The organism is Arthrobacter sp. (genome assembly GCF_031179985.1).
Taxonomy (GTDB): domain Bacteria; phylum Actinomycetota; class Actinomycetes; order Actinomycetales; family Micrococcaceae; genus Arthrobacter.
This window is the reverse complement of record NZ_JAPSHJ010000061.1, coordinates 1-18208: the sequence shown is the minus strand read 5'-3', so window position 1 is coordinate 18208 and position 18208 is coordinate 1. Positions and strand designations below refer to the sequence as shown.

22 protein-coding genes, 1 tRNA gene and 1 pseudogene are annotated in these 18208 nt (G+C 63.1%); 18 read left to right on the top strand and 6 right to left on the bottom strand.

Annotated elements, in window-relative coordinates; genetic code table 11:
* The 4 genes from RIN13_RS18425 to RIN13_RS18410 all read left to right on the top strand — a co-directional run.
* Positions 1-137, top strand: a 137-nt coding sequence (locus RIN13_RS18425) for an alpha/beta hydrolase (RefSeq protein ID WP_309108769.1), incomplete at its 5' end; no start/stop codon positions are given.
* Between the two features lie 94 nt (positions 138-231).
* A tRNA-Thr gene (locus tag RIN13_RS18420) sits at positions 232-304 on the top strand.
* A 468-nt stretch (positions 305-772) separates the two neighbouring features.
* Positions 773-1423 carry a hypothetical protein gene (locus RIN13_RS18415; protein WP_309108767.1) on the top strand — a complete coding sequence of 217 codons (651 nt, stop codon included), beginning with the start codon at positions 773-775 and terminating at the stop codon, positions 1421-1423.
* A gap of 147 nt (positions 1424-1570) precedes the next feature.
* On the top strand, positions 1571-1861 hold the full coding sequence (locus RIN13_RS18410) for a DUF4235 domain-containing protein (RefSeq protein WP_309108766.1): 291 nt from the start codon (positions 1571-1573) through the stop codon (positions 1859-1861).
* A 78-nt stretch (positions 1862-1939) separates the two neighbouring features.
* Here RIN13_RS18410 and RIN13_RS18405 read toward each other — a convergent pair whose 3' ends face one another.
* Positions 1940-2371, bottom strand: coding sequence for an SRPBCC family protein (locus RIN13_RS18405; protein WP_309108765.1), 432 nt, complete (start codon positions 2369-2371; stop codon positions 1940-1942).
* A gap of 484 nt (positions 2372-2855) precedes the next feature.
* Here RIN13_RS18405 and RIN13_RS18400 point away from each other — a divergent pair, with 484 nt between their 5' ends.
* The 3 genes from RIN13_RS18400 to RIN13_RS18390 all read left to right on the top strand — a co-directional run bounded on the left by RIN13_RS18400 (position 2856) and on the right by RIN13_RS18390 (position 6123).
* Positions 2856-3281 (top strand): hypothetical protein, encoded by a 426-nt coding sequence (locus tag RIN13_RS18400; RefSeq protein WP_309108764.1) that lies wholly within the window; start codon positions 2856-2858, stop codon positions 3279-3281.
* A gap of 113 nt (positions 3282-3394) precedes the next feature.
* Positions 3395-3583, top strand: a complete 189-nt coding sequence (locus RIN13_RS18395) for a hypothetical protein (protein ID WP_309108763.1) — start codon at positions 3395-3397, stop codon at positions 3581-3583.
* A gap of 398 nt (positions 3584-3981) precedes the next feature.
* Positions 3982-6123, top strand: a complete 2142-nt coding sequence (locus RIN13_RS18390; RefSeq protein WP_309108762.1) for a glycogen debranching N-terminal domain-containing protein — start codon at positions 3982-3984, stop codon at positions 6121-6123.
* A gap of 91 nt (positions 6124-6214) precedes the next feature.
* Here RIN13_RS18390 and RIN13_RS18385 read toward each other — a convergent pair whose 3' ends face one another.
* Positions 6215-6652, bottom strand: a complete 438-nt coding sequence (locus RIN13_RS18385; RefSeq protein ID WP_309108761.1) for a hypothetical protein — start codon at positions 6650-6652, stop codon at positions 6215-6217.
* Positions 6653-7023: 371 nt separating this feature from the next.
* Here RIN13_RS18385 and RIN13_RS18380 point away from each other — a divergent pair, with 371 nt between their 5' ends.
* Both RIN13_RS18380 and RIN13_RS18375 read left to right on the top strand, forming a co-directional pair.
* Positions 7024-7683 carry a DUF2306 domain-containing protein gene (locus RIN13_RS18380; RefSeq protein ID WP_309108760.1) on the top strand — a complete coding sequence of 220 codons (660 nt, stop codon included), beginning with the start codon at positions 7024-7026 and terminating at the stop codon, positions 7681-7683.
* Positions 7684-7844: 161 nt separating this feature from the next.
* Entirely contained in the window at positions 7845-8195 is a 351-nt protein-coding gene (locus RIN13_RS18375) for a hypothetical protein (RefSeq protein ID WP_309108759.1), read from the top strand.
* Between the two features lie 293 nt (positions 8196-8488).
* Here RIN13_RS18375 and RIN13_RS18370 read toward each other — a convergent pair whose 3' ends face one another.
* Positions 8489-8773, bottom strand: coding sequence for a DUF6884 domain-containing protein (locus RIN13_RS18370; protein WP_309108758.1), 285 nt, complete (start codon positions 8771-8773; stop codon positions 8489-8491).
* 192 nt (positions 8774-8965) lie between these two features.
* On the opposite strand from RIN13_RS18370, the gene RIN13_RS18365 reads away from it, so the two are divergent.
* The 7 genes from RIN13_RS18365 (at position 8966) to RIN13_RS18335 (ending at position 13986) form a co-directional block, all read left to right on the top strand.
* The gene (locus tag RIN13_RS18365) at positions 8966-9439 is read left to right on the top strand and encodes an Hpt domain-containing protein (protein ID WP_309108757.1); all 474 of its coding nucleotides are present in this window, start codon (positions 8966-8968) and stop codon (positions 9437-9439) included.
* 296 nt (positions 9440-9735) lie between these two features.
* Positions 9736-10110: a hypothetical protein gene (locus tag RIN13_RS18360; protein ID WP_309108756.1), complete on the top strand. Its 375-nt coding sequence runs from the start codon at positions 9736-9738 to the stop codon at positions 10108-10110.
* 44 nt (positions 10111-10154) lie between these two features.
* A complete protein-coding gene (locus RIN13_RS18355) occupies positions 10155-10364 on the top strand; it encodes a hypothetical protein (RefSeq protein WP_375164796.1) in 210 nt (69 codons plus the stop codon).
* A 201-nt stretch (positions 10365-10565) separates the two neighbouring features.
* Positions 10566-10790 carry a hypothetical protein gene (locus tag RIN13_RS18350; protein ID WP_309108755.1) on the top strand — a complete coding sequence of 75 codons (225 nt, stop codon included), beginning with the start codon at positions 10566-10568 and terminating at the stop codon, positions 10788-10790.
* A gap of 83 nt (positions 10791-10873) precedes the next feature.
* Positions 10874-12229 carry an extracellular solute-binding protein gene (locus RIN13_RS18345; RefSeq protein WP_309108754.1) on the top strand — a complete coding sequence of 452 codons (1356 nt, stop codon included), beginning with the start codon at positions 10874-10876 and terminating at the stop codon, positions 12227-12229.
* A gap of 3 nt (positions 12230-12232) precedes the next feature.
* Positions 12233-13114 carry a sugar ABC transporter permease gene (locus RIN13_RS18340; protein WP_309108753.1) on the top strand — a complete coding sequence of 294 codons (882 nt, stop codon included), beginning with the start codon at positions 12233-12235 and terminating at the stop codon, positions 13112-13114.
* The gene (locus tag RIN13_RS18335; protein WP_309108752.1) at positions 13111-13986 is read left to right on the top strand and encodes a carbohydrate ABC transporter permease; all 876 of its coding nucleotides are present in this window, start codon (positions 13111-13113) and stop codon (positions 13984-13986) included. The genes RIN13_RS18340 and RIN13_RS18335 overlap by 4 nt, the downstream gene beginning before the upstream one ends.
* Positions 13987-14114: 128 nt before the next feature.
* Here the strand turns inward: RIN13_RS18335 and RIN13_RS18330 are convergent, their stop codons facing one another.
* Entirely contained in the window at positions 14115-15023 is a 909-nt protein-coding gene (locus RIN13_RS18330; protein WP_309108751.1) for an EamA family transporter, read from the bottom strand.
* A 284-nt stretch (positions 15024-15307) separates the two neighbouring features.
* Here RIN13_RS18330 and RIN13_RS18325 point away from each other — a divergent pair, with 284 nt between their 5' ends.
* Complete coding sequence (locus RIN13_RS18325; protein WP_309108750.1) at positions 15308-15724, top strand: CBS domain-containing protein; 417 nt, start codon at positions 15308-15310, stop codon at positions 15722-15724.
* A 169-nt stretch (positions 15725-15893) separates the two neighbouring features.
* Here RIN13_RS18325 and RIN13_RS18320 read toward each other — a convergent pair whose 3' ends face one another.
* On the bottom strand, positions 15894-16031 hold the full coding sequence (locus tag RIN13_RS18320; protein WP_309108749.1) for a methionine/alanine import family NSS transporter small subunit: 138 nt from the start codon (positions 16029-16031) through the stop codon (positions 15894-15896).
* Complete coding sequence (locus tag RIN13_RS18315; RefSeq protein WP_309108748.1) at positions 16028-17602, bottom strand: sodium-dependent transporter; 1575 nt, start codon at positions 17600-17602, stop codon at positions 16028-16030. Before RIN13_RS18315 ends, RIN13_RS18320 begins: the two co-directional genes overlap by 4 nt.
* 139 nt (positions 17603-17741) lie before the next feature.
* On the opposite strand from RIN13_RS18315, the pseudogene RIN13_RS18310 reads away from it, so the two are divergent.
* Positions 17742-18208: pseudogene (locus RIN13_RS18310) on the top strand (hypothetical protein); the annotation flags it as partial.

Below are 18208 nucleotides of genomic sequence, written 5' to 3'. Positions count from 1 at the left end.
AGCTGGGCAACGCTTCGCTGCTGACATGGAAGGGCGAAGGCCACACGGCCTACGGCCGGGCCAACAGCTGCATTGGAGACGCCGTTGACTCCTACCTGGTCGATGGCAAGAAACCCGCCGACAACACTGTCTGCTGACGAACTCCTCCGGCCATTTTGACCCGGACGCAGGGACTCTATTACAGTTGACTCTTGCATGAACCAGCCGGGTTTTCCCGGTCAGTCACGCGGTGCTTCCTTAGCTCAGTCGGTAGAGCGTTTCACTCGTAATGAAAAGGTCATCAGTTCGATTCTGATAGGAAGCTCGGGATAAACCCCGGACAGCCCCTTGTTCTAGGGGTTTCCGGGGTTTTTCGCTGGTTAAGCCCGCGCCTCTGTTAGAGGCCAGGACGCACTTACGACACACTTTGAACTCCTTGCCTGGTTTTCCGTGCCCTCAACGACACTGTCCGTGAAGGCATTGCATATGGCGGACCGGACACGGCTCCTATGACTTTGCTGAGGACGACGACCCTGTGGCCGAGCTGGTGCAGCTGTGCTCGGAGAGCGGCTGGAGTCCGAGGACTTCGGTCCCTAGGACGCGCCCGGGGAGAAGCCCTTCGCGGCCAGCACCGTCCTGGACGTCTCGGCCCAGGTCCAGATCACCGTATGGTCTGACTCCGATGGCATGGACTGGATCGATGTTGCCGGACGTGTGCAGCGGTTGGACGCACCGAAACTGGCAGTGCCGGCCGAGGACGAGGACGAAGCGGACATGATCGCGGAACGGCGGGATGGAAGAATCCGACCCCAACGCCCGGCCGTGGTACGTGTTGGCCGACCAGTTCAGCGCCCACTGCCGGCTCGGGTTCCTGGCCGGGGTGATGCTCGAGGAGAGCCCGTTCGGGAACCTGAACATCAGGGTGACCACCATGGACCCGGAACACGGACCACCACAGACCTGCAGGTGTACTGGAAGCAGGACGACGAAGGGGAAGACGGAAGACGCCGAGCACTGGCTCTCGGTCGGAACCGCTACCTGCCCGGCCCACGACGTCGACCCGGAGTACCCGGACCTACTGGCCGACGTCCCCGAGGGCGCACGGCCCGGCGGATCAGGTGCCCGCGATCGATGTCGTTCGGGCGTAGACCCGCTCCCCCGTCTGCTGGTCCTCCCGCAGCCGCGGGTCCAGCCGCCAGTTGATCGCGACCCGGTCCATCAGCTTCGCCCCGTCGATTCCGACTCCTGTGACAGCGGCGAGGCCCTTGTCCAGGCGCATCAGCACCGAGCAGTGCATGTACGGCAGCAGGACAGTCTCCGCCCCGGCGAGGGCAGGCAGCGGCACGCGCTGACCAAGGAAGTTCTCGTCGAAGCCTTCCTAGAGCTTCACGCGGGAAGCGTGAAGAAGCTTTTCGGGTCGTCGGCACCGAGCAAATCATGGTGAAACACGACGGCGTCCACCGGCTGGGTGTCCACGAAGGGGACCGCCACCTCCGGCCGTCCCCACGGGTTACGCGGTGGCAGTGTTAGGAGTAACTTGGGTATCCACCGGCGTCCGAGCGCCCGGCCCCTGCCGCACACGAGGGATGTTATGACCAAGAAATCCGCCAGCAACCCCGCGAAACTGTACCGGCCGATCGGGCTGGTTTCAGGAATGGTCGGCGGCATCATTGCCGGACAGATCTTCAGACAGGTGTGGAAGCACGCCGCCCCAGGCGACCGGGACGAGGCCCCAAACCCCCTAACCACCGACTACGCTCTGAAAGAGATCCTGGTCGCCGCCGCCATCCAGGGCGCCATTTACGCGGTGATAAAGACGCTCATCGACCGCGGCGGAGCGCGGCTCTTCGAGCGCTGGACCGGAGAATGGCCCGGAAAATGAGCACCGATCCCTGGCTTGCAGCCCAACCGTCTCGATGGGCGGGCAATAACCTCGCGAGCGTGGTAGCCGCGGATGGACTTAGGCGTCGGTGCCGGAACGGCGGGTTTCCATGAATTCCTTGAACCTGAGCAGGTATGCCCTGACCTGCATGTTGTCAAACCCCAGGGCTGCCCCGGCCCTCTCTGCAAGGTTTTCCGGGGACCACTCCAGCCTGACCCAGACGCGGGTGGTATTGGAGTTCAGCTGCGTGAATGCCACGGCACCGGCATGGGTGATGCCGTCGGTGCTGCGCCACGCGATGCGTTCGTCCGGCCGGTCTTCTACTATCTCGGCATCGAACTCCCGTTCCACGCCGCCAATGTTTGTCACCCAGTGCGTGATCCGGTCACTGACCCGCCTGACGGACTGAATCCCCGACATGAACTGCGGAAAGGATTCAAACAGCCACCACTGCTCATACGCATCGCGCACAGGAACGGCCACCTCGATCGTCTCTTCGAGAGTCTGCACCCGCCAAGTGTCGTCGGGACGGGCCGAGAGGAAGCGATCAGTGCGGCCAAGCCCTCTTAAAGTGAGGACTATGCAGGCCGGGGCAGCGCGGGGTAGCTTCAATACAATGAGCCCCGCGTGTCGAAGCCATTCCGCGGGCACCACCCTCCAGGGATTGTGCACTCCCTCGAGGAACAGCCGCTGTAGCCGCATGGCGGCCCGTCACGCACATCGAGGAAAGAGCCTGCCATGGCTACCTCACGATTCCGGCTGCTCCTCTCCGACGCCACCTCACCAGCTCCGGGCGCGGGCATTGCCTTGCGGCCGGCCCCCTCGACGGCCTCTCCAGCGGAAAGTGCCTCCTCCAGGGGACCACGCATAAGCCCCACGCGTCTCTCCAGAACGATGTGCGGATCTGCCGCATTGACCACCATAACGGCTGGCGGAGAAGGGCTGCGCCGCAGCGGACTACATTCTCATCAACTACCCGCACAACAGGCTGATCATGGTTTTCGGTTTTCACGTCCGCGATGACGGCGCCGGGCGGCAACGAGTGCTGCCGGTGATGTGCGGCAACTGCGGCACGGACCGCCGTCTCATCATCAGATCCGTCTTCCATCTGCCGGGCGAGCCGCCCGAGGTCGCGCTCGAGTCGTACACATGCAGCCGGTGCGGCACCTTCAACGAGCATCCCGCGCAGGTCGCCGACCTGTCGCAGGTCCTGGCCCGTCCGGAACAGACAAGGGGACGTGCTCATAATCGGCAGCAACTACATGCGCTGCGGACAGCCGATGAAAAAGGCAGGTTTAGACTGCGCAAGCTCGCTGTACCGCTCTCGACCGAAGATGGAGCCGAGGACGCCCTGGGCGTCTATCTCTCCACCCGCGTTCTCACGTGCGTCTGCGGCTTCCAGATGGAACTGCCAGAATGACCCATCCCGCCGCAGGCCCTATGTCCACCCCAGCATCACAGGCAGCAGCCAGGGCCAGCCCGCATGCCGTTTCTACAATCTGCGCTTCCACGCCCAAAAAAAGGAAATCCGTCATGAATGAAGACACCAGCCCCTACAACGGAGCAGCCGCTCCCCGCACCGGGGCCAACGACCACTCCTGGGAACGCGAGCACCGCCACCCCACGCCCGCCCAAGCCCGTGGCATCCTCCAGCGACGAAGGGACGCCGAGGCAAAGCTGGAGCAGCACCAGCAGGAAGCCCGGCGCAGGGCCACGGAATAACCTGGAAGCTCACCCGGAAGATCCCACACTGAATGTTGTGCGCCTTCGGGAGGCCCGGTGGATCGCCGGCCAAGCAGGTCCCGGATTCCTGCGCGGGCGCAGGAACCTACCAACACGCTGCGTCTCTTCGGGTCATCCGCGCCGATGCAGGTCGTGATTGAAGCGGACGGTGTCCACCAGTCGGGCGCCGACGAACAGCACCGCCGCGTTCGAGGGAGTGGACGACCGCGTGCCGGGTGCGGTCCTCCGGCCGGGTACCGGCTCCTAACCTCCAGCCCCTCGTACCGTCACCGTCGTGAACAGCCCTGATCGGATGGCCTGGACCCCATGTGGCAGGCGTTCTGGGATGGGCGTAGATTCGGCTCAGGTTAGTTTGCCGTTTTCGCAAGGAGCCTGAGATGGCTGGATGGAATGCAGACAATGCGGCCGGGCCCATCGGGCAGGGAGCCCTGACCTTGGTGGCAGGATCATCGTTCTGCATATCACTGCAGAACGGTGACATCTTCCCCCATCACCCTCACGGCGTTTTCCATCGGGACACCAGGATCGTGTCACGGTGGTCGCTCACCGTGAACGGACAGCCAGTAGAGCCGCTGGGGGCGTGGAGCCCATCGCCCTACCAGGGCACGTATATGGGGAGGGCCGCGCGGTGCGATGGACGAGCCGACACCCCGCTGACGGTGGAGCGGAACCGCGAGCTGGGTAACGGCATCGTGGAGGACATCACGATCCACAACTATTCCCTTCAGCCCGCCTCCTGCGAGATCGCCCTGGCCGTGGATGCAGACTTCGCGGACCTTTTCGAGGTCAAAGAGGGCCGGTTCCACCGACTGTGGGAGCAGACCCGGCGCGCACGGGCCGGATCGGTGACGATCGAAGCGGCATGGCAGGAGACACGGAAGGGGATCGTCGTGCGGATGCGCGACGCCGAGGCCAGCGCCGAAGGTCTCCTCCTGCGCGTGATCGTCCCGGCCCATGGAAAGTGGAGTGCACGGGCGACCGTGCTGCCGCTGACAGCCGAAACCGAAGTGGACGCGGGCACGCCAACACTGGTCCTCTCGGCCGAAATGATCTCAGCACAGGAGCGGCGTCAGAAAGCATGGGATGCACATGTTCCACTTCCCCGTGTGGGTGATCCAACCGTGGAACGAAGCCTCCGGCGCAGCCATGACGACATCGGGGCCCTGCGGATCGTTGATCCCGACCATCCCTACCGCATGGTTGTCGCCGCCGGCGCGCCATGGTTCATGGCACTGTTCGGGCGGGACTCCCTACTGTCCTCCTTTATGGTCCTGCCCGTCGACGCAACGCTGGCATTAGGCACGCTGCAGACGCTGGCCGACCGGCAAGGCACGAAAGTGGATCCGCTGACCGAAGAGCAGCCCGGCCGAATTCTTCACGAGGTGCGGCTCGACGTCGGAACGAGCCTGGCCCTCGGCGGCAGATCAGCCTACTACGGCACTGCCGACGCCACTCCCCTGTTCGTCACCCTGCTCGGCGAAGCAAGCCGCTGGGGACTCGCTGCCCAGGACATCGCAGCGCTGGTACCACACGCAGACCGTGCCCTTGAGTGGATCCGGACCTACGGGGACCGTGACGGCGACGGGTTCGTTGAGTACAAGCGGCTCAACGACCAGGGCCTGGCCAACCAGGGCTGGAAGGACTCCTGGGACGGGATCAACTTTGCGGATGGCAGGCTTGCCGAGCCGCCCATTGCACTGTGCGAGGTTCAAGGCTATGTCTACGCCGCGTACATGGCACGGGCGTGGATGGCCTACGACGCCGGGGACGAGGCTCTTGCCATGGACCTCCGGGAACGTGCGGAGCAGCTGAAAAAACAGTTCAACGAACAGTTCTGGCTGCCAGACCGCGGGTACTACGCGATCGCCCTCGACCGGGACAAGCGGCCCGTTGACGCCTGCGCCTCCAACATGGGCCACTGCCTGTGGTCAGGCATAGTGGACGACGATAAGGCACCACAAGTTGCCCGCCGACTGATGTCCCCGGAAATGTTCAGCGGCTGGGGCGTGCGCACCCTGGCAACGGACATGGGGGCATACAACCCGGTCAGCTACCACAACGGCTCCGTCTGGCCGCATGACAATGCACTCATAGTCGCAGGCCTCATGCGCTACGGCTTCGTGAAGGAAGCGCGGCAGCTGTCCTCTGCCCTGATGGAAGCCGCCGAATACACCGACAACCGGCTGCCCGAACTGTTCTGCGGCTTCAGCCGTTCGGATTATCCCCAGCCCCTCCCCTACCCCACGGCCTGCTCGCCCCAAGCATGGGCCTCGGCAACCCCCGTAATGCTGGTACGCAGCCTCCTGCGCTACGAGCCTGACGTCCCCCTGGGCGTGCTCTGGATCGATCCCGCATGGCCGGAAAAGTGGGGAAGCCTGCACACCACCAACCTCCCGGTGGCCGGGGCACGAGTCACGCTCGACGTGGCCGCATCCCGTGTGACCGTGGAGGGCCTGCCCCCAGGCATGGTGTTCCGCAGGGGAACACGACCACCCTTAGCCGACCTGATGCGGACCTAACAGGCCGAAGAGGGGCGAAGTGCTACGGACCAATGCATCGCCGAAAAGATTCCGATGATGAGGAGTGCGCCGAGGATCTCGAACACCCAGGTCAGTGCGGATCATGTTGGTCGAACAGCTCCCCCGCGGCCGGCAGGCCGTAACGGACCAGAACTTTGCGGATGGCGATCCGGACGGCCTTGTCGCCCTCTTTGGAGTTGTTCCAGCCGTCCCAGCGCACTTCTTTGACGATCGCGTCAATGTCGGTGACCACCTTGCCGACGATAACGGGTACGCCCTCAGGCTTGTACTCCTCGAAAATTTGCGTCAAGGCGCCGACGTTGGTGTCCGGAAGCAGATCCAGGCCTACAGTTCCAGACTCGTCCTCAGCCTCCTCAGCTGCCGCCAGGTCGCATGCCAGGTCGAGCAGGTCGCGCAGAAAGTCGACCGAGTCGTGGGCTTTGGCCAGTTGGCACCTGGACCTACCAGATCCGAGGCTCGATACAGCGAGTCCCCGCAACATCTGGACCGGTACCCCGTACCAAGGCACAGTGACCTGCTGATTTTACGAATTCATGAATTAATCAATTCGCCAGCGAAACGGGCTACTCTGTAAAAGAGGCTTGGGAGGGGCCCAGGCCAGAGGCTAGAGGGGGGCCAGCTGAATGCCAAGCAGTGCGGCAATGCCGATGACAATCATGCAGGGGAACGACCTGGAGCACAGCTTCCGGGACCCGGTTCAGGCCCCCAGGACAGATGGGCGCGGGGGCAGCGGTTCCGGTGCAAGTGAATCGATGATTCCCAAGCTCTTCCCGGTCTATGCATTCATCTGAGCAGCCCGCGCAGCGGAGGACTGGCCGGCGGCGCAAAGGAGCCGGCCCAGGCCAGGGTGCTTTGAGGGACGGGCGCAACCGCTGGATCGTGCCGGCGGCCCTCATCCTCCTCACCCTCATCCCACTGGTCGCAGGAGGAGTCCGCCTCGCCGAGCTGGCCGGCGGCGCAGACATCACACCCAGGAACGAGAGGTTCTTCGTCTCTCCCATCCCGGTGGTGGCCCACGTCCTTAGCGTCACCGTCTACTCCCTCCTGGGAGCGTTGCAGTTCGTCCCGCCCCTTCGCCGGAGCAGGCGTTCCTGGCACCGGGCGGCCGGGCGGATCCTGATACCGGCCGGGCTGCTCACCGCCCTGACGGGCTTGTGGATGGCGCTTTTCTATGCGCTGCCACCCAGCGACGGGATCATTCTCCTCATCCTGCGGCTGGTCTTTGGCACCGGCATGCTGGCCAGCATTGTCCTGGGAATCCTTGCCATCAGGCGTCGCGACTTCGCCCGGCACGGCGCATGGATGACACGCGCCTACGCCATCGGCGTCGCGGCCGGCACCCAGGCACTCATCCTCATCATCCCCGAACTCGTGACCGGACCGCCCGACGTCACCACCCGGGCTGTCCTCATGGGAGCCGCCTGGGTGATCAACCTGGCGGTGGCAGAATACGTCATCCAGCGCCGCTCCAAGGTCACTGCACACGTGGTATGGACTCAGGAGAGGACGCCCGCTCCCAGCCACACTGGGGGTCAGTAGCCAGCATGTTCAAGTGTTCCGGCGTTTCGCTGGAACGGGCCGGGCCAGGTTCAAGTCGGCTTGAATGCAGAACCGGCTATTCCACTATGACGAGGTCGGCCAAGGCAGGGTGTGGGTCGTCGATCCACGAAATCTCCACGCCGTCGACCCCGGCCTCCTTCATGCCACACCAAAACCCAAGCCATCGCCTCAGAGCCCTTGATGTTCGCACCAAAGCCGAACGGTCGCTCTGTGGCTACCGGGAGCAGCGGCACGTCTGCACCGACTTCGATGTCGAAGCACTCCTCGCAGTGTTCTTTGGGCGTGGTCGTGCAGGAGCTGAACTGTGCCTCCAGAACGGGTGCCACACTGCCGGCGTGCTCGACGATCTGGCGGAAGATGGCCTGCTGGGCATCAGTGGGTGGCTCCATGCCGCCACGTGCAGCGGCCCCTGGTCGGTATCCAGGGCGACGATTCCCAGCCTCGCTGCAATTCTGCTGGCCTCTTGGCCGGGGGTTCGACGATTCCCTTGAGAACGACGGAATTGAACGGCCTGATCACACCGGCGGGCATACCTTCACCGCTCAGGTCCGGCTGGAACCTCACCGCACCCCGGCTCACCTCGGCAAACCCGGGCAAACAACGGTCCCGGAGCGAGCCGGGCTGGGAACCTGGACAGCGGATCGCGCACCGAACAGGTTCGAGGTGAATAGAGGCACAAAGATCAGCCACCCAGACGACCTTGCCGCGATCTTTTCCCACCTGCCCCGAGGTGCAATGTCGAGTCTCTCCCCTGCCATGCCTGAATCCTACGGTCCGGCGCCAGTTATCGGGCCTGCCGGGCGTCGCCGGCAAGCTGTTCGGCCAGCCAGCCGAGCTGCTGCCCGATGCCCAGGCCCTTCATGGGAACCTCGTGCTGCCACTGGGTGCCGTGGAGGGCATACCGGTACTGCTCCCCGGCCAGGACGATGAGCGTGACGCTCGGCGTACGCGGATGCCTTCTTGAACAGCTGGGAGACGTACAGCTCCCGTGCCGGTGCGGGCGACGCAGCTTCTGTGACGCGCAGCCGACCAAGCCGATGCTGAGGGTTTCACTGCCCACTGTTGTCACTCCGCTCTCCGGGGGTTTAGGGGCCGGGGCCCGTCCGTATCCCTGGTCATGCCTAGAGATCACCTGCGGTGCCGGTGCGCCGACTTTGGGTGGATCCTGCGGCGGCGGCCGGTCTTTCTTGATGCGCTTCTGGCAGAGTGGGCGGCGCCGTGCAGCAGTACGGATAGCTACTTTCCGAGGCGGTGCCATCGAATGGAACGTGCAGATGCAGCAGAACCGGAACGCATGCTGCGGCGGAGCGCGGCGCCGGTCGTGGATGAGTCCCTGCCGGTCCTGGATCCCGCCCCGTTGCTGGGGCTTTGTAACGAGGCGGGGGACATTGTGGCCCAGAGGTTTTTTACCGAATACCTGAACCTGCTGCCGACCAGGGTGTCGAGGGTCATTGGCGGCCTGAGCAGCAGCGATCTGGAAGCGTCCAAAGAGGCAGTCGCGAGCTTGAAGGTCAGTTCCGCAATGGCCGGCGCCACCAGGATGGAGCACTACTGCCGGGAACTGGAGGAAGGACTGGCGGCCCGAAGAGTGCCGGATGCAGCGGACTCGCTCCTCAGCATGTCCAGGATCTCGAGACTCATCCTTCAGGATGCCCGCCGGGAGTGGAGGAAACAGGGGGCCGGGTCCGGTGCCATTGGGGGGAATGCGTCCGGACCCGGCGTCGCCCTGAACTGAGGGATTCGCGGCAACCTTCACCATCAGGACACCATCACTCTGGACCGGTCACCTTGGGGAATTCGGGGGCGTCCTGACAGGGCAAGCCCGGGCACCCTCAAAAGTGAGGGACCTTGCTCAATTCCCCGCGGGGCGTCACAGGTTTCCCACAGGGGGTGACGCCTATCTTGGGTGGAGGCCGGCGGCGGAGGGCTTGCGGCTCTGATCACCGCAGCCCACTCAGCCCGCCGTCGGTCCCCACAGATACGAGCCGCTGCTCAGGGTAGCCAGGGGGACACATGGATGCATGGAGGCACGTGACGGCTCTGCCGCAGCCCCAAAAGGCCATCATGATGGTGTATCTGGTAGCTGCCGCGATATTCGGCATCGCCATGCTGGCCGCCCCGATCGTTTTCCCGGGCTTCAAAGAAGAGGCAATGCTTTGGTTGTCGACGGGCATTGGGCTGGTCGCCGCCCTGTTCGGCCTTGTCCTGGCGACCAACTTCCGGGGATCGGCCACCGTCTACGCAGCGATGATGCGAAAGCTCAAGATGTGGGGCCTCGATTATTCGGACACACTCTTCGCCAACCCCCGCTGGCTTCGTCTATTCGGTGCCGGGTTCATGCTGATGGCCGTCTTCGTGACGATGTTGCAATTGGTGGGGAGCGGCTTCTTCTCCGGAAGGATTTGAACCTGCGCCTGTAGGTCTCGGACCGGCCCCTACGGCTGCAGCGGATGGCCGACCCCGGGAAGGCCGTGGCGTTCCGCGTGCCCCACGGCACGACCTGGACTGTCGGCAACGGCTCCGTCGGCGCCTCGGTTACCGCATCGACGAGCGACATGCACCTGGGCCTCTGGGGCCGCGCCAACCTTTCTGCCCTGTCTGCAGTCGACGGCGACGTGGACCTTGCATTGCTTGTCCTTCGTGGTCCGCTCACCCCGTAATTCCATGCCCAGCCCTGGAATGAGAGCCTCAGACGGGCCGATCAAAATTTAGGATGAAGGGCCGAGCAGGCCGCGGCCGAACGCATAGTCGGCGGAAGTTGCAGAATTGATAAATTCGTCAATTTGTGGCCGGAAAGCGCTACTCTGTCAGGGAGGCCTGGGGCGCGTTCCCGAGGCTGAAAGCTAGAGGGGGCCAGCTGGATGCCAGGTATTGCGGCAACGCCGATGACAGCCATGACCAGGAGCGACTCGGAGAACAGGTATTTGGATACTGAACTGGGGGCCAGTTTCGACCCGAAGAAGGATCATGCCCTGGAGGACGGCGGTTCCGGTGCCAGAGAATCGCTGATTCCCATGCTCTCACCGGCCCAGCACTTATCCGAGTACGTGAAGGCTGAGGAACAGCTCCCGCTGCTTTGTCGATAGCTGATGTTAACCTGAAAATTGTATACAGGCTGGGGCCAGCTGGAGGATATTGGGGGCTGCAGCCGCTCGAAGATTGGAGCGTCATGCACCGCCCTGCCAGATTACTGGTGGCACTGTTGTCTGCGACAGTGCTGCTGGCAACATCGGCCTGTTCCCCGGAACAGCCGCTCGCAGAAAACCGGACACTGAAGATCGTCTACCAAAAGACAGACTCCTTTACCGCCCTCGACACCCTGTTCAAGGATGCGAAGAAGGACTTTGAATCTGCCAATCAAGGCACCACTGTTGTGCTGCAGCCCATCGAGGCGAACGACGACGATTATGGCACCAAGCTTGCGCTCGCCCTGAGGTCAGAGGAAACCGCACCGGACGTCTTTTACGAGGACACCTTCAAAGTCCGGTCGGACGTCGACGCCGGATACCTCTTGAGGCTGGACAGTTACCTTGAAAAATGGGACGACTGGAAGACCTACAACGAAGCCGCCAAAGCTGCCGGCACCGCTGACGACGGCGGCATCTACGCTGTCCCGCTGGGAACCGACACCCGCGGCATCTGGTACAACAAGAAGGTCCTGCAAAAGGCAGGGATCGCCGTGCCATGGCAACCCCGGACCTGGGACGAAATCCTCGAGGCTGCCCGCAGAATGAAGGCCGCGGACCCGTCCGTGGTCCCCTTCAACATGTACGCCGGCAAAGCGTCCGGTGAGGGCACTGTGATGCAAAGCTTCTACGAGCTGTTGTATGGCACGGACAGTGAGTTGTATGACCAGCAGGAGAAAAAATGGGTGGTCGGCTCGCAGGGCTTCACCGATTCGCTGGCCTTCCTGAAAACCCTCTACGACGAAAAACTCGCTGTTACGCCTGCCGAGGCGCTCGACGCGAATGTCTGGAAGAAAGTCTTCGGGGAATGGTTGCCGCAGGGCAAAATGGGGGCCGTCGTGGAAGGTTCCTACGCGCCGTCGTTCTGGCAGAAGGGCGGCAGTTACGAGTGGGCAGGCTATTCCGAAGATATGGGCGTGGCTAAGTTCCCCACGCAGCGCGGCCAAGAGCCGGGCGGGGTCAGCATGTCGGGCGGCTGGACCCTGGCCATCGGCGCGGACTCCAAGAATCCAGACCAGGCCTTCCAGTTCCTTGCCACGGCCCTGAACAAGAAGAACTCACTGGCGTTCACCGTTGCGAGTTCTCAAATCGCGGTCCGGTCCGACGTTGCCGCCGAACCCGACTATCTGGCGGCCAATCCGTTCGTCAAGGACGTGTCAGACCTCGTTTCCGTCACCCACTACCGGCCCGCAACAGCGGACTACCCCCGGATCTCCGCGGCAGTGCAGGTTGCCACTGAAGCCGTGATCACGGGTAAGCTCTCGCCGCAGGAGGCAGCCGAGCAGTACGACAAGACAATCAGGGACCAGGTGGGTGACGCCAAAGTCCTGCAGAAATAGCGCATGAGTGCACGCAAGCCCGCCCGGCAGCATCTCCGGCTGCTGCCGGTCGTGCCGTCGGTCCTGCTGCTCCTCCTTTTCCTCGCGGCGCCCGTCCTGTGGTCCTTCCACGCGTCCTTCACAAACGCGGCCCTTACCGGCCGGAACGCCAGGAATCCCGTCTGGACGGGCGTCGACAACTACGCGCGGCTGCTGACCGACTCCGCGTTCCCGGCCTCCGTTGTCCTGACGGTTGTTTTCGTGGTGGCGTCCGCGATAGTGGGCCAGAATCTGCTGGGACTACTGATTGCCGGACTGATGACGCGTGCCCGAAAGCCCGTGTCTGCCTTCGTGGGTACCGCCGTGGTGGCGGCCTGGGTGCTTCCCGAAATTGTTGCCGCGTTCGCCGCTTACGCCTATTTCAGCAAGGACGGGACGCTGAACCAGCTGCTCGCCGCTGTGGGCTGGGCCGGTACCGACTGGCTGTACACGTTCCCCATGGTGGCCGTGGTTCTCGCCAACATCTGGCGCGGCACCGCCTTCTCTATGCTGGTGTACCGGGCGGCCCTCGCCGACGTGCCACAGGACATCTCCGAAGCCGCCCTCATGGACGGCGCATCCGGCCGGCAGCGGCTGGTGTTCATCACGCTGCCATTAATCCGGTCCAGCATTGCCACCAACCTGATGCTCGTGACCCTCCAGACCTTGGCGGTCTTCACCCTGATCTGGGTGATGACGGCCGGCGGACCGTCCAATACCAGCACCACCTTGCCGGTTCTTGCCTATCAGGAGGCCTTCAAGTTCGGCGACATCGGCTACGGTACCGCCATCGCCTCCGTGCTCATTGTCCTGGGACTGGTGTTCGGGATTGCCTACGTCCGGCTGCTCAAGGGGGAGCATCGATGACGACGACGGAACGGGCGGCCCGGCGGACCGCTAGCGGGAGTGCAGCCTCGCCAGAGCGCCGCCAGGCCAGTGCTCCGGCAGATGCCGCGCTGCTGCTGATCGGCGCCTGCTTTCTGCTGCCGTTGCTGTGGCTGGTATTCGCTTCGCTGGACACCAACGCCGGTTACCAGACACGGATGCCCGCCAACGCCTCGCTCAGCAACTTTGCAGCGGTCCTCACGCCGGAGTTGCTGCTCAGGCCGCTATGGAACAGCCTGCTGCTCTCCGGAGGGACCGCAATGGTGACCCTGGCGGCTGCCGTGCTGGCCGCCTACCCGCTTTCCCGGTTCCAGTCCAGGTTCAACAAGCCGTTCCTGTATTCGATCCTGTGCGGGACCTGTCTGCCCATCACCGCGATCATGGTTCCGGTCTACGGCCTGTTCGTCCAGTTGCGGCTGCTGGACTCCATGCCGTCAACCGTCCTCTTTATGGCGGCAACGGCGCTGCCGATGGCCGTCTGGATGACCAAGAACTTCATGGACACGGTGCCCGTCTCGCTGGAAGAAGCCGCCTGGATGGATGGTGCCTCCGGGCTGACGGCCCTGCGCACCGTGGTGCTGCCCCTAATGCGCCAGGGGCTGGGCGTGGTATTCATCTTCGTTTTCATTCAGACCTGGGGGAACTTCTTCGTGCCCTTCATACTCCTGCTGTCCCCGTCGAAACAGCCGGCGTCCGTTTCAATCTTCAGCTTCTTCGGCCAGCATGGAGCCATCGCCTACGGCCAGCTGGCCGCGTTCTCCATCCTTTATTCGGTTCCGGTCCTGGTCCTGTACGTTCTGGTTGCTCGCGGGGCCGGGGGATCGTTCGCGTTGTCCGGGGCGGTCAAGGGCTAAGCCCGCGGTCCGTCTTGGTTTTCGACCATCCGGTTGAACGGGACGGTGTCGTCCAGGCGCGCCTGTGAAGCTCCGGTTCGATTCGACGGCGGCGGTCCCCCGGAGGTACCCGCCCAGGACGTCGAGGCTTAGTCGCTGATGCCGGCTTTGGTTCCCGAGAGGGCGCCGAACCAGACCCCGGTCATGACCAGAGCCGCACCGAGCACGGCAGGTAGGGTCAGCGGTTCGTCGATGAGCCATGCCGCCAGCCCCAAGGTGACCAGGGGAAAAAGGACAAACATGTACGAAGTCGCCGAAGATGTCCAGGTACGCACCACAAGCAGGACGAGGACAAACAAGCCGACCGATCCCAGCGTCACTAGGTAGGCCAATGCCACCACCACGTCGGGCTGACCGGGCAGCACCCATGCTTCGCCAGCCATGGCTGACAGCACGATCAGCAGCGGCGCGGCGAACAGCATGGCTACGGCATTGGTCATAGCGGGGTGGTTGGCAGACAGGCGCTTTCCCATAATGATGCTCTGCCCGATAACTACGGTTGCGACGAGCATGGCCAGCACAGCTCCTACCGGAGCGCCGACCCCCTGCGATCCAAGGACCATCCAGACGACACCGCCAATGGCGAGGACAGATCCCCCCACCGACCTCATGGTGAACCGTTCGAGTCGCTGGGTCACAGCCAGGAGCAGCGTCACCAGGGGAACCCCCGCCATGACCACTGTCGCCGTTCCCGCGGTAGCTTGCGTCAGGGCCCAGTACATCAACGCGTAGGGGATGGCGAAGGCGAGGGCACCGTAGACGGCGGTTATCGCCAGTAGCCGGCCTCGCGGCCAAGGGAGACGCAGGACGAGCGCGATAATAACGAACAACACCGCTGCCAAACCAAAGCGCAAGCCGGCGCCCCAGAATGGAGCCAGCTCCTGGTTGCTGAGACGAACCGCAACGAAGTTGGCCCCGCCCAGTACGACTGCGACGCTGAAGGCGGCCAGAGTGAGTCGTGGCACCCGTCGCGAGCGTGTCACTTGATTTGCACTCATTATCCTGAGAGTACCTAACAGGGCGCCTTTTGGCCTGTGTCCGGGGCCACCGGGTCATCCACCTGCCGCCGTCCCACATGGTGACACCAGCACCTTGTCCATGACGGCGACGTCCAGGTCGCGGCCCGACGACAACGAAAACCAAATCACCTTTCAGGCTCTGGACACTAACGCTGAGCATACTTAGCGTTAACGCGTGACCGTTGATGCGCCTGGCTCCCCAACCGAAGTCAGCGGCACGGGCGCGGTCTAAAACACCCAGCCACTCAGTTCAGGAGAGCGCTATGACCAAAGCACGTGAAATTATGACCGGCGGCGTTGAATGCATCGGTGAAAACGAAACCTTGGAAGCAGCTGCGCGGAAAATGAAAGAGCTGGACGTTGGCGCCTTGCCCATTTGCGGAGAGGACAACAGGCTCAAGGGCATGATCACGGACCGCGACATCGTCATCAAGTGCTTCGCGGAAGGTGGGGATCCCAGGACGGCCAAGGCCGGGGACTTTGGTCAAGGCAAGCCCGTGACCATTGGCGCGGACGATTCCATCGAAGAGGCGATCAGGACCATGGAAGAGCACCAGGTCCGTCGGCTGCCGGTCATCGACGGCCATGACCTGGTCGGTATCCTCACGCAGGCAGACATCGCCCGGAACTACCCCGAGGACCGCGTCGGAGAATTAGTGGAACTTATTTCCTTCTACTAGGCTCCGCCACACTGCCATCCGAAGCGGGCGGAGTCCATCATGCTCCTGTAGATCCCGATGTCAGAAACTACAAGGTTCCTCTCATCACGTCCCAGGAAGAGAGGAACCTTGTAGCTTGCGCATCCATAGAAGTGCACAGGCAGCCGCCGGACAGGAACTAGCGAGTCCGTCAGAGCTCCCAGGCCTGCTCTTCGGGCAGCGCCCCTTCGTCTTCCGGGTGCCTCTGAAGGTTTATCAGTGCCAGCGCAAGGCCGCCCCAGACCGTGACGATGGCGACGATCATCATGATGATGGCGATGGGTGTCACAGCGCCGTCTCCTTTGCTTCGTTGGCCACCACAGAGTCGTATTCAGGGTCGTGGTGGGCTTTGGACCGGCTGCTCCATGGAATGAAGGTCAGTACCAGCGCGAGGACGATCAATCCACCGGCCATGCCCCAGCCGAATATTCCCACGAACCAGTCGGGGTAACCCTCATAGGTGGTGGAGATCTTGGTGATGAATTCATTGGCCACCATGTAGATAAGCGCGAGCGGCACGATGCCTGCCACCAGCACCATCCACGTCCGGCGCATCTTGATGGTCGAAATCCGGTTGAGGTGGGCGGACAACAGTGGAAGCTTGCGCAGGAACCAAGCCAACACGACTACGGTCACCAGGGCGCCGAGCGTAATGCCGAAGCTGTTAACGAAAGCATCGGAAGTGTCCAACAGGTACAGGCCTGTCGCCGTCGGGAACAGGCTCAGCGAGACGGCCGCAACCAGGACGCTGACCACCACCGAAGCGTGGACCCGGCCCCAGCCCAGTTTGTCCTGCACGGCGGCGACAATCACTTCCAGCACGGAAATCAACGATGTGACGCCGGCGAACACCAGGGAGCCGAAGAACAGCACCCCCATAAGGGCGCCGAAGGGAGCCTGCGACACGATAGTGGGAAACGCAATGAACGCCAGGCCGATCCCTTGGGTCACCACGTCGCCCACTGCAGCCCCGGAAGCCTGCGCCATGAAACCCAGGGCCGCGAAGACGCCGATGCCCGCCAGGATCTCGAAGCCGGAATTGGAAAAGGCAACCACCATTCCGGACCCGGTCAAGTCCGTCCTGCGCTTGAGGTAGGAGGAGTACGTGACCATGATGCCGTAGCCCACGGAGAGTGAGAAGAAGATGTGTCCATACGCCGCAGCCCATACGGACGGATTGCCGAGAGCGGACCAGTCCGGGGTGAAGAACGCATTCAGGCCGTCCGCCGCCCCGGGAAGGAAGAGCGATTGGACCACCAGAAGGAGAAACATCACCATCAACAGCGGCAGCAGGACAGCGTTCGCGCGCGAGATGCCCTTACGTATACCGGCCACCATGATGGCAATGACAGCAGCCCATGTAAGCAGCAGCGGGAAGAACACCGACGGTACGAATTCGAAGCCCAGGCCTGGCGCTTCGGCAACGGCCAGGAAGTTTCCAAAGAAGAAGCCCTCAGCGTCGTCGCCCCAGGCCTCGGTAAAGGAGAAGATCGTGTACATCAGCGACCAGGCGATGATCACCGCGTAATAGGCAGCGATGACGAAGCAGACCAGCACCTGCCACCAGCCCAGCGGCTCAGCGGCTCTATGCAGGCGACGGTAGGCCAACGGTGCGGAGCCCCGAAACTTGTGCCCAACGGCATAGTCAAGGAACAGCAGCGGGATGCCGGCTGTCAGCAGAGCCGCAAGATAGGGAAGCAGGAAGGCCCCGCCACCGTTGTCGTAGGCGATGTAGGGGAAGCGCCAGATGTTGCCCAGGCCCACTGCGGAGCCGATGGCGGACAGGATGAAAAGCCTTCTCGACGAGAAGGTTTCCCTCTTCACAGGCGCCGAGGGGCGGGCTGAGGATGAAGTGCTCATTCCGGGACTCTACTTCGTGCAGTCACGGCACGAAAGTCCTGCCACCTGTTAGCCCCGAATCGGCGCTTCTCCACCTGCACCGCCGGCGACTCAGCTACGAGGCGTTGACGCTGGACCCCATGATGCCCACGCTGAATGCATGGCCACGAAACTGTCTGAGCTTCTCTTCGGCGCATTTCCGGATCTTCGGTACCAGCCCACATCCAAAAGGGTCCGGGCCGACCTGAACGGAAGTTCCGTCGTCGATACTCAGGAGGCGCTCCTGATTTGGGAACCGAAACGCGTCACGCCTGTTTTCGCTGTTCCCGAGAAAGACCTTCTGGTGCGGCTTGAACCCCCTGCCTCGCAGGGCGAGGACAACGCCGGAGACGAGTATCCGATCCGACTAACGGGTGAAGCGCCACCCGGGCTGGATCCGCGGACGGGTTTCAGGCGGCACACAGCGAAAGGTGAGGAACTCGACGTCGTGTCCGCCACGTTGACCACCCCGCAAGCAGCCTTCCGGCCCTCCGATCCGGACCTGCAGGGATACGTTGTCCTGGATTTCGGCCCTTTTCGTTGGCTCGAGGATGACGAGGAAATCATCGGCCATCCACACGATCCGTT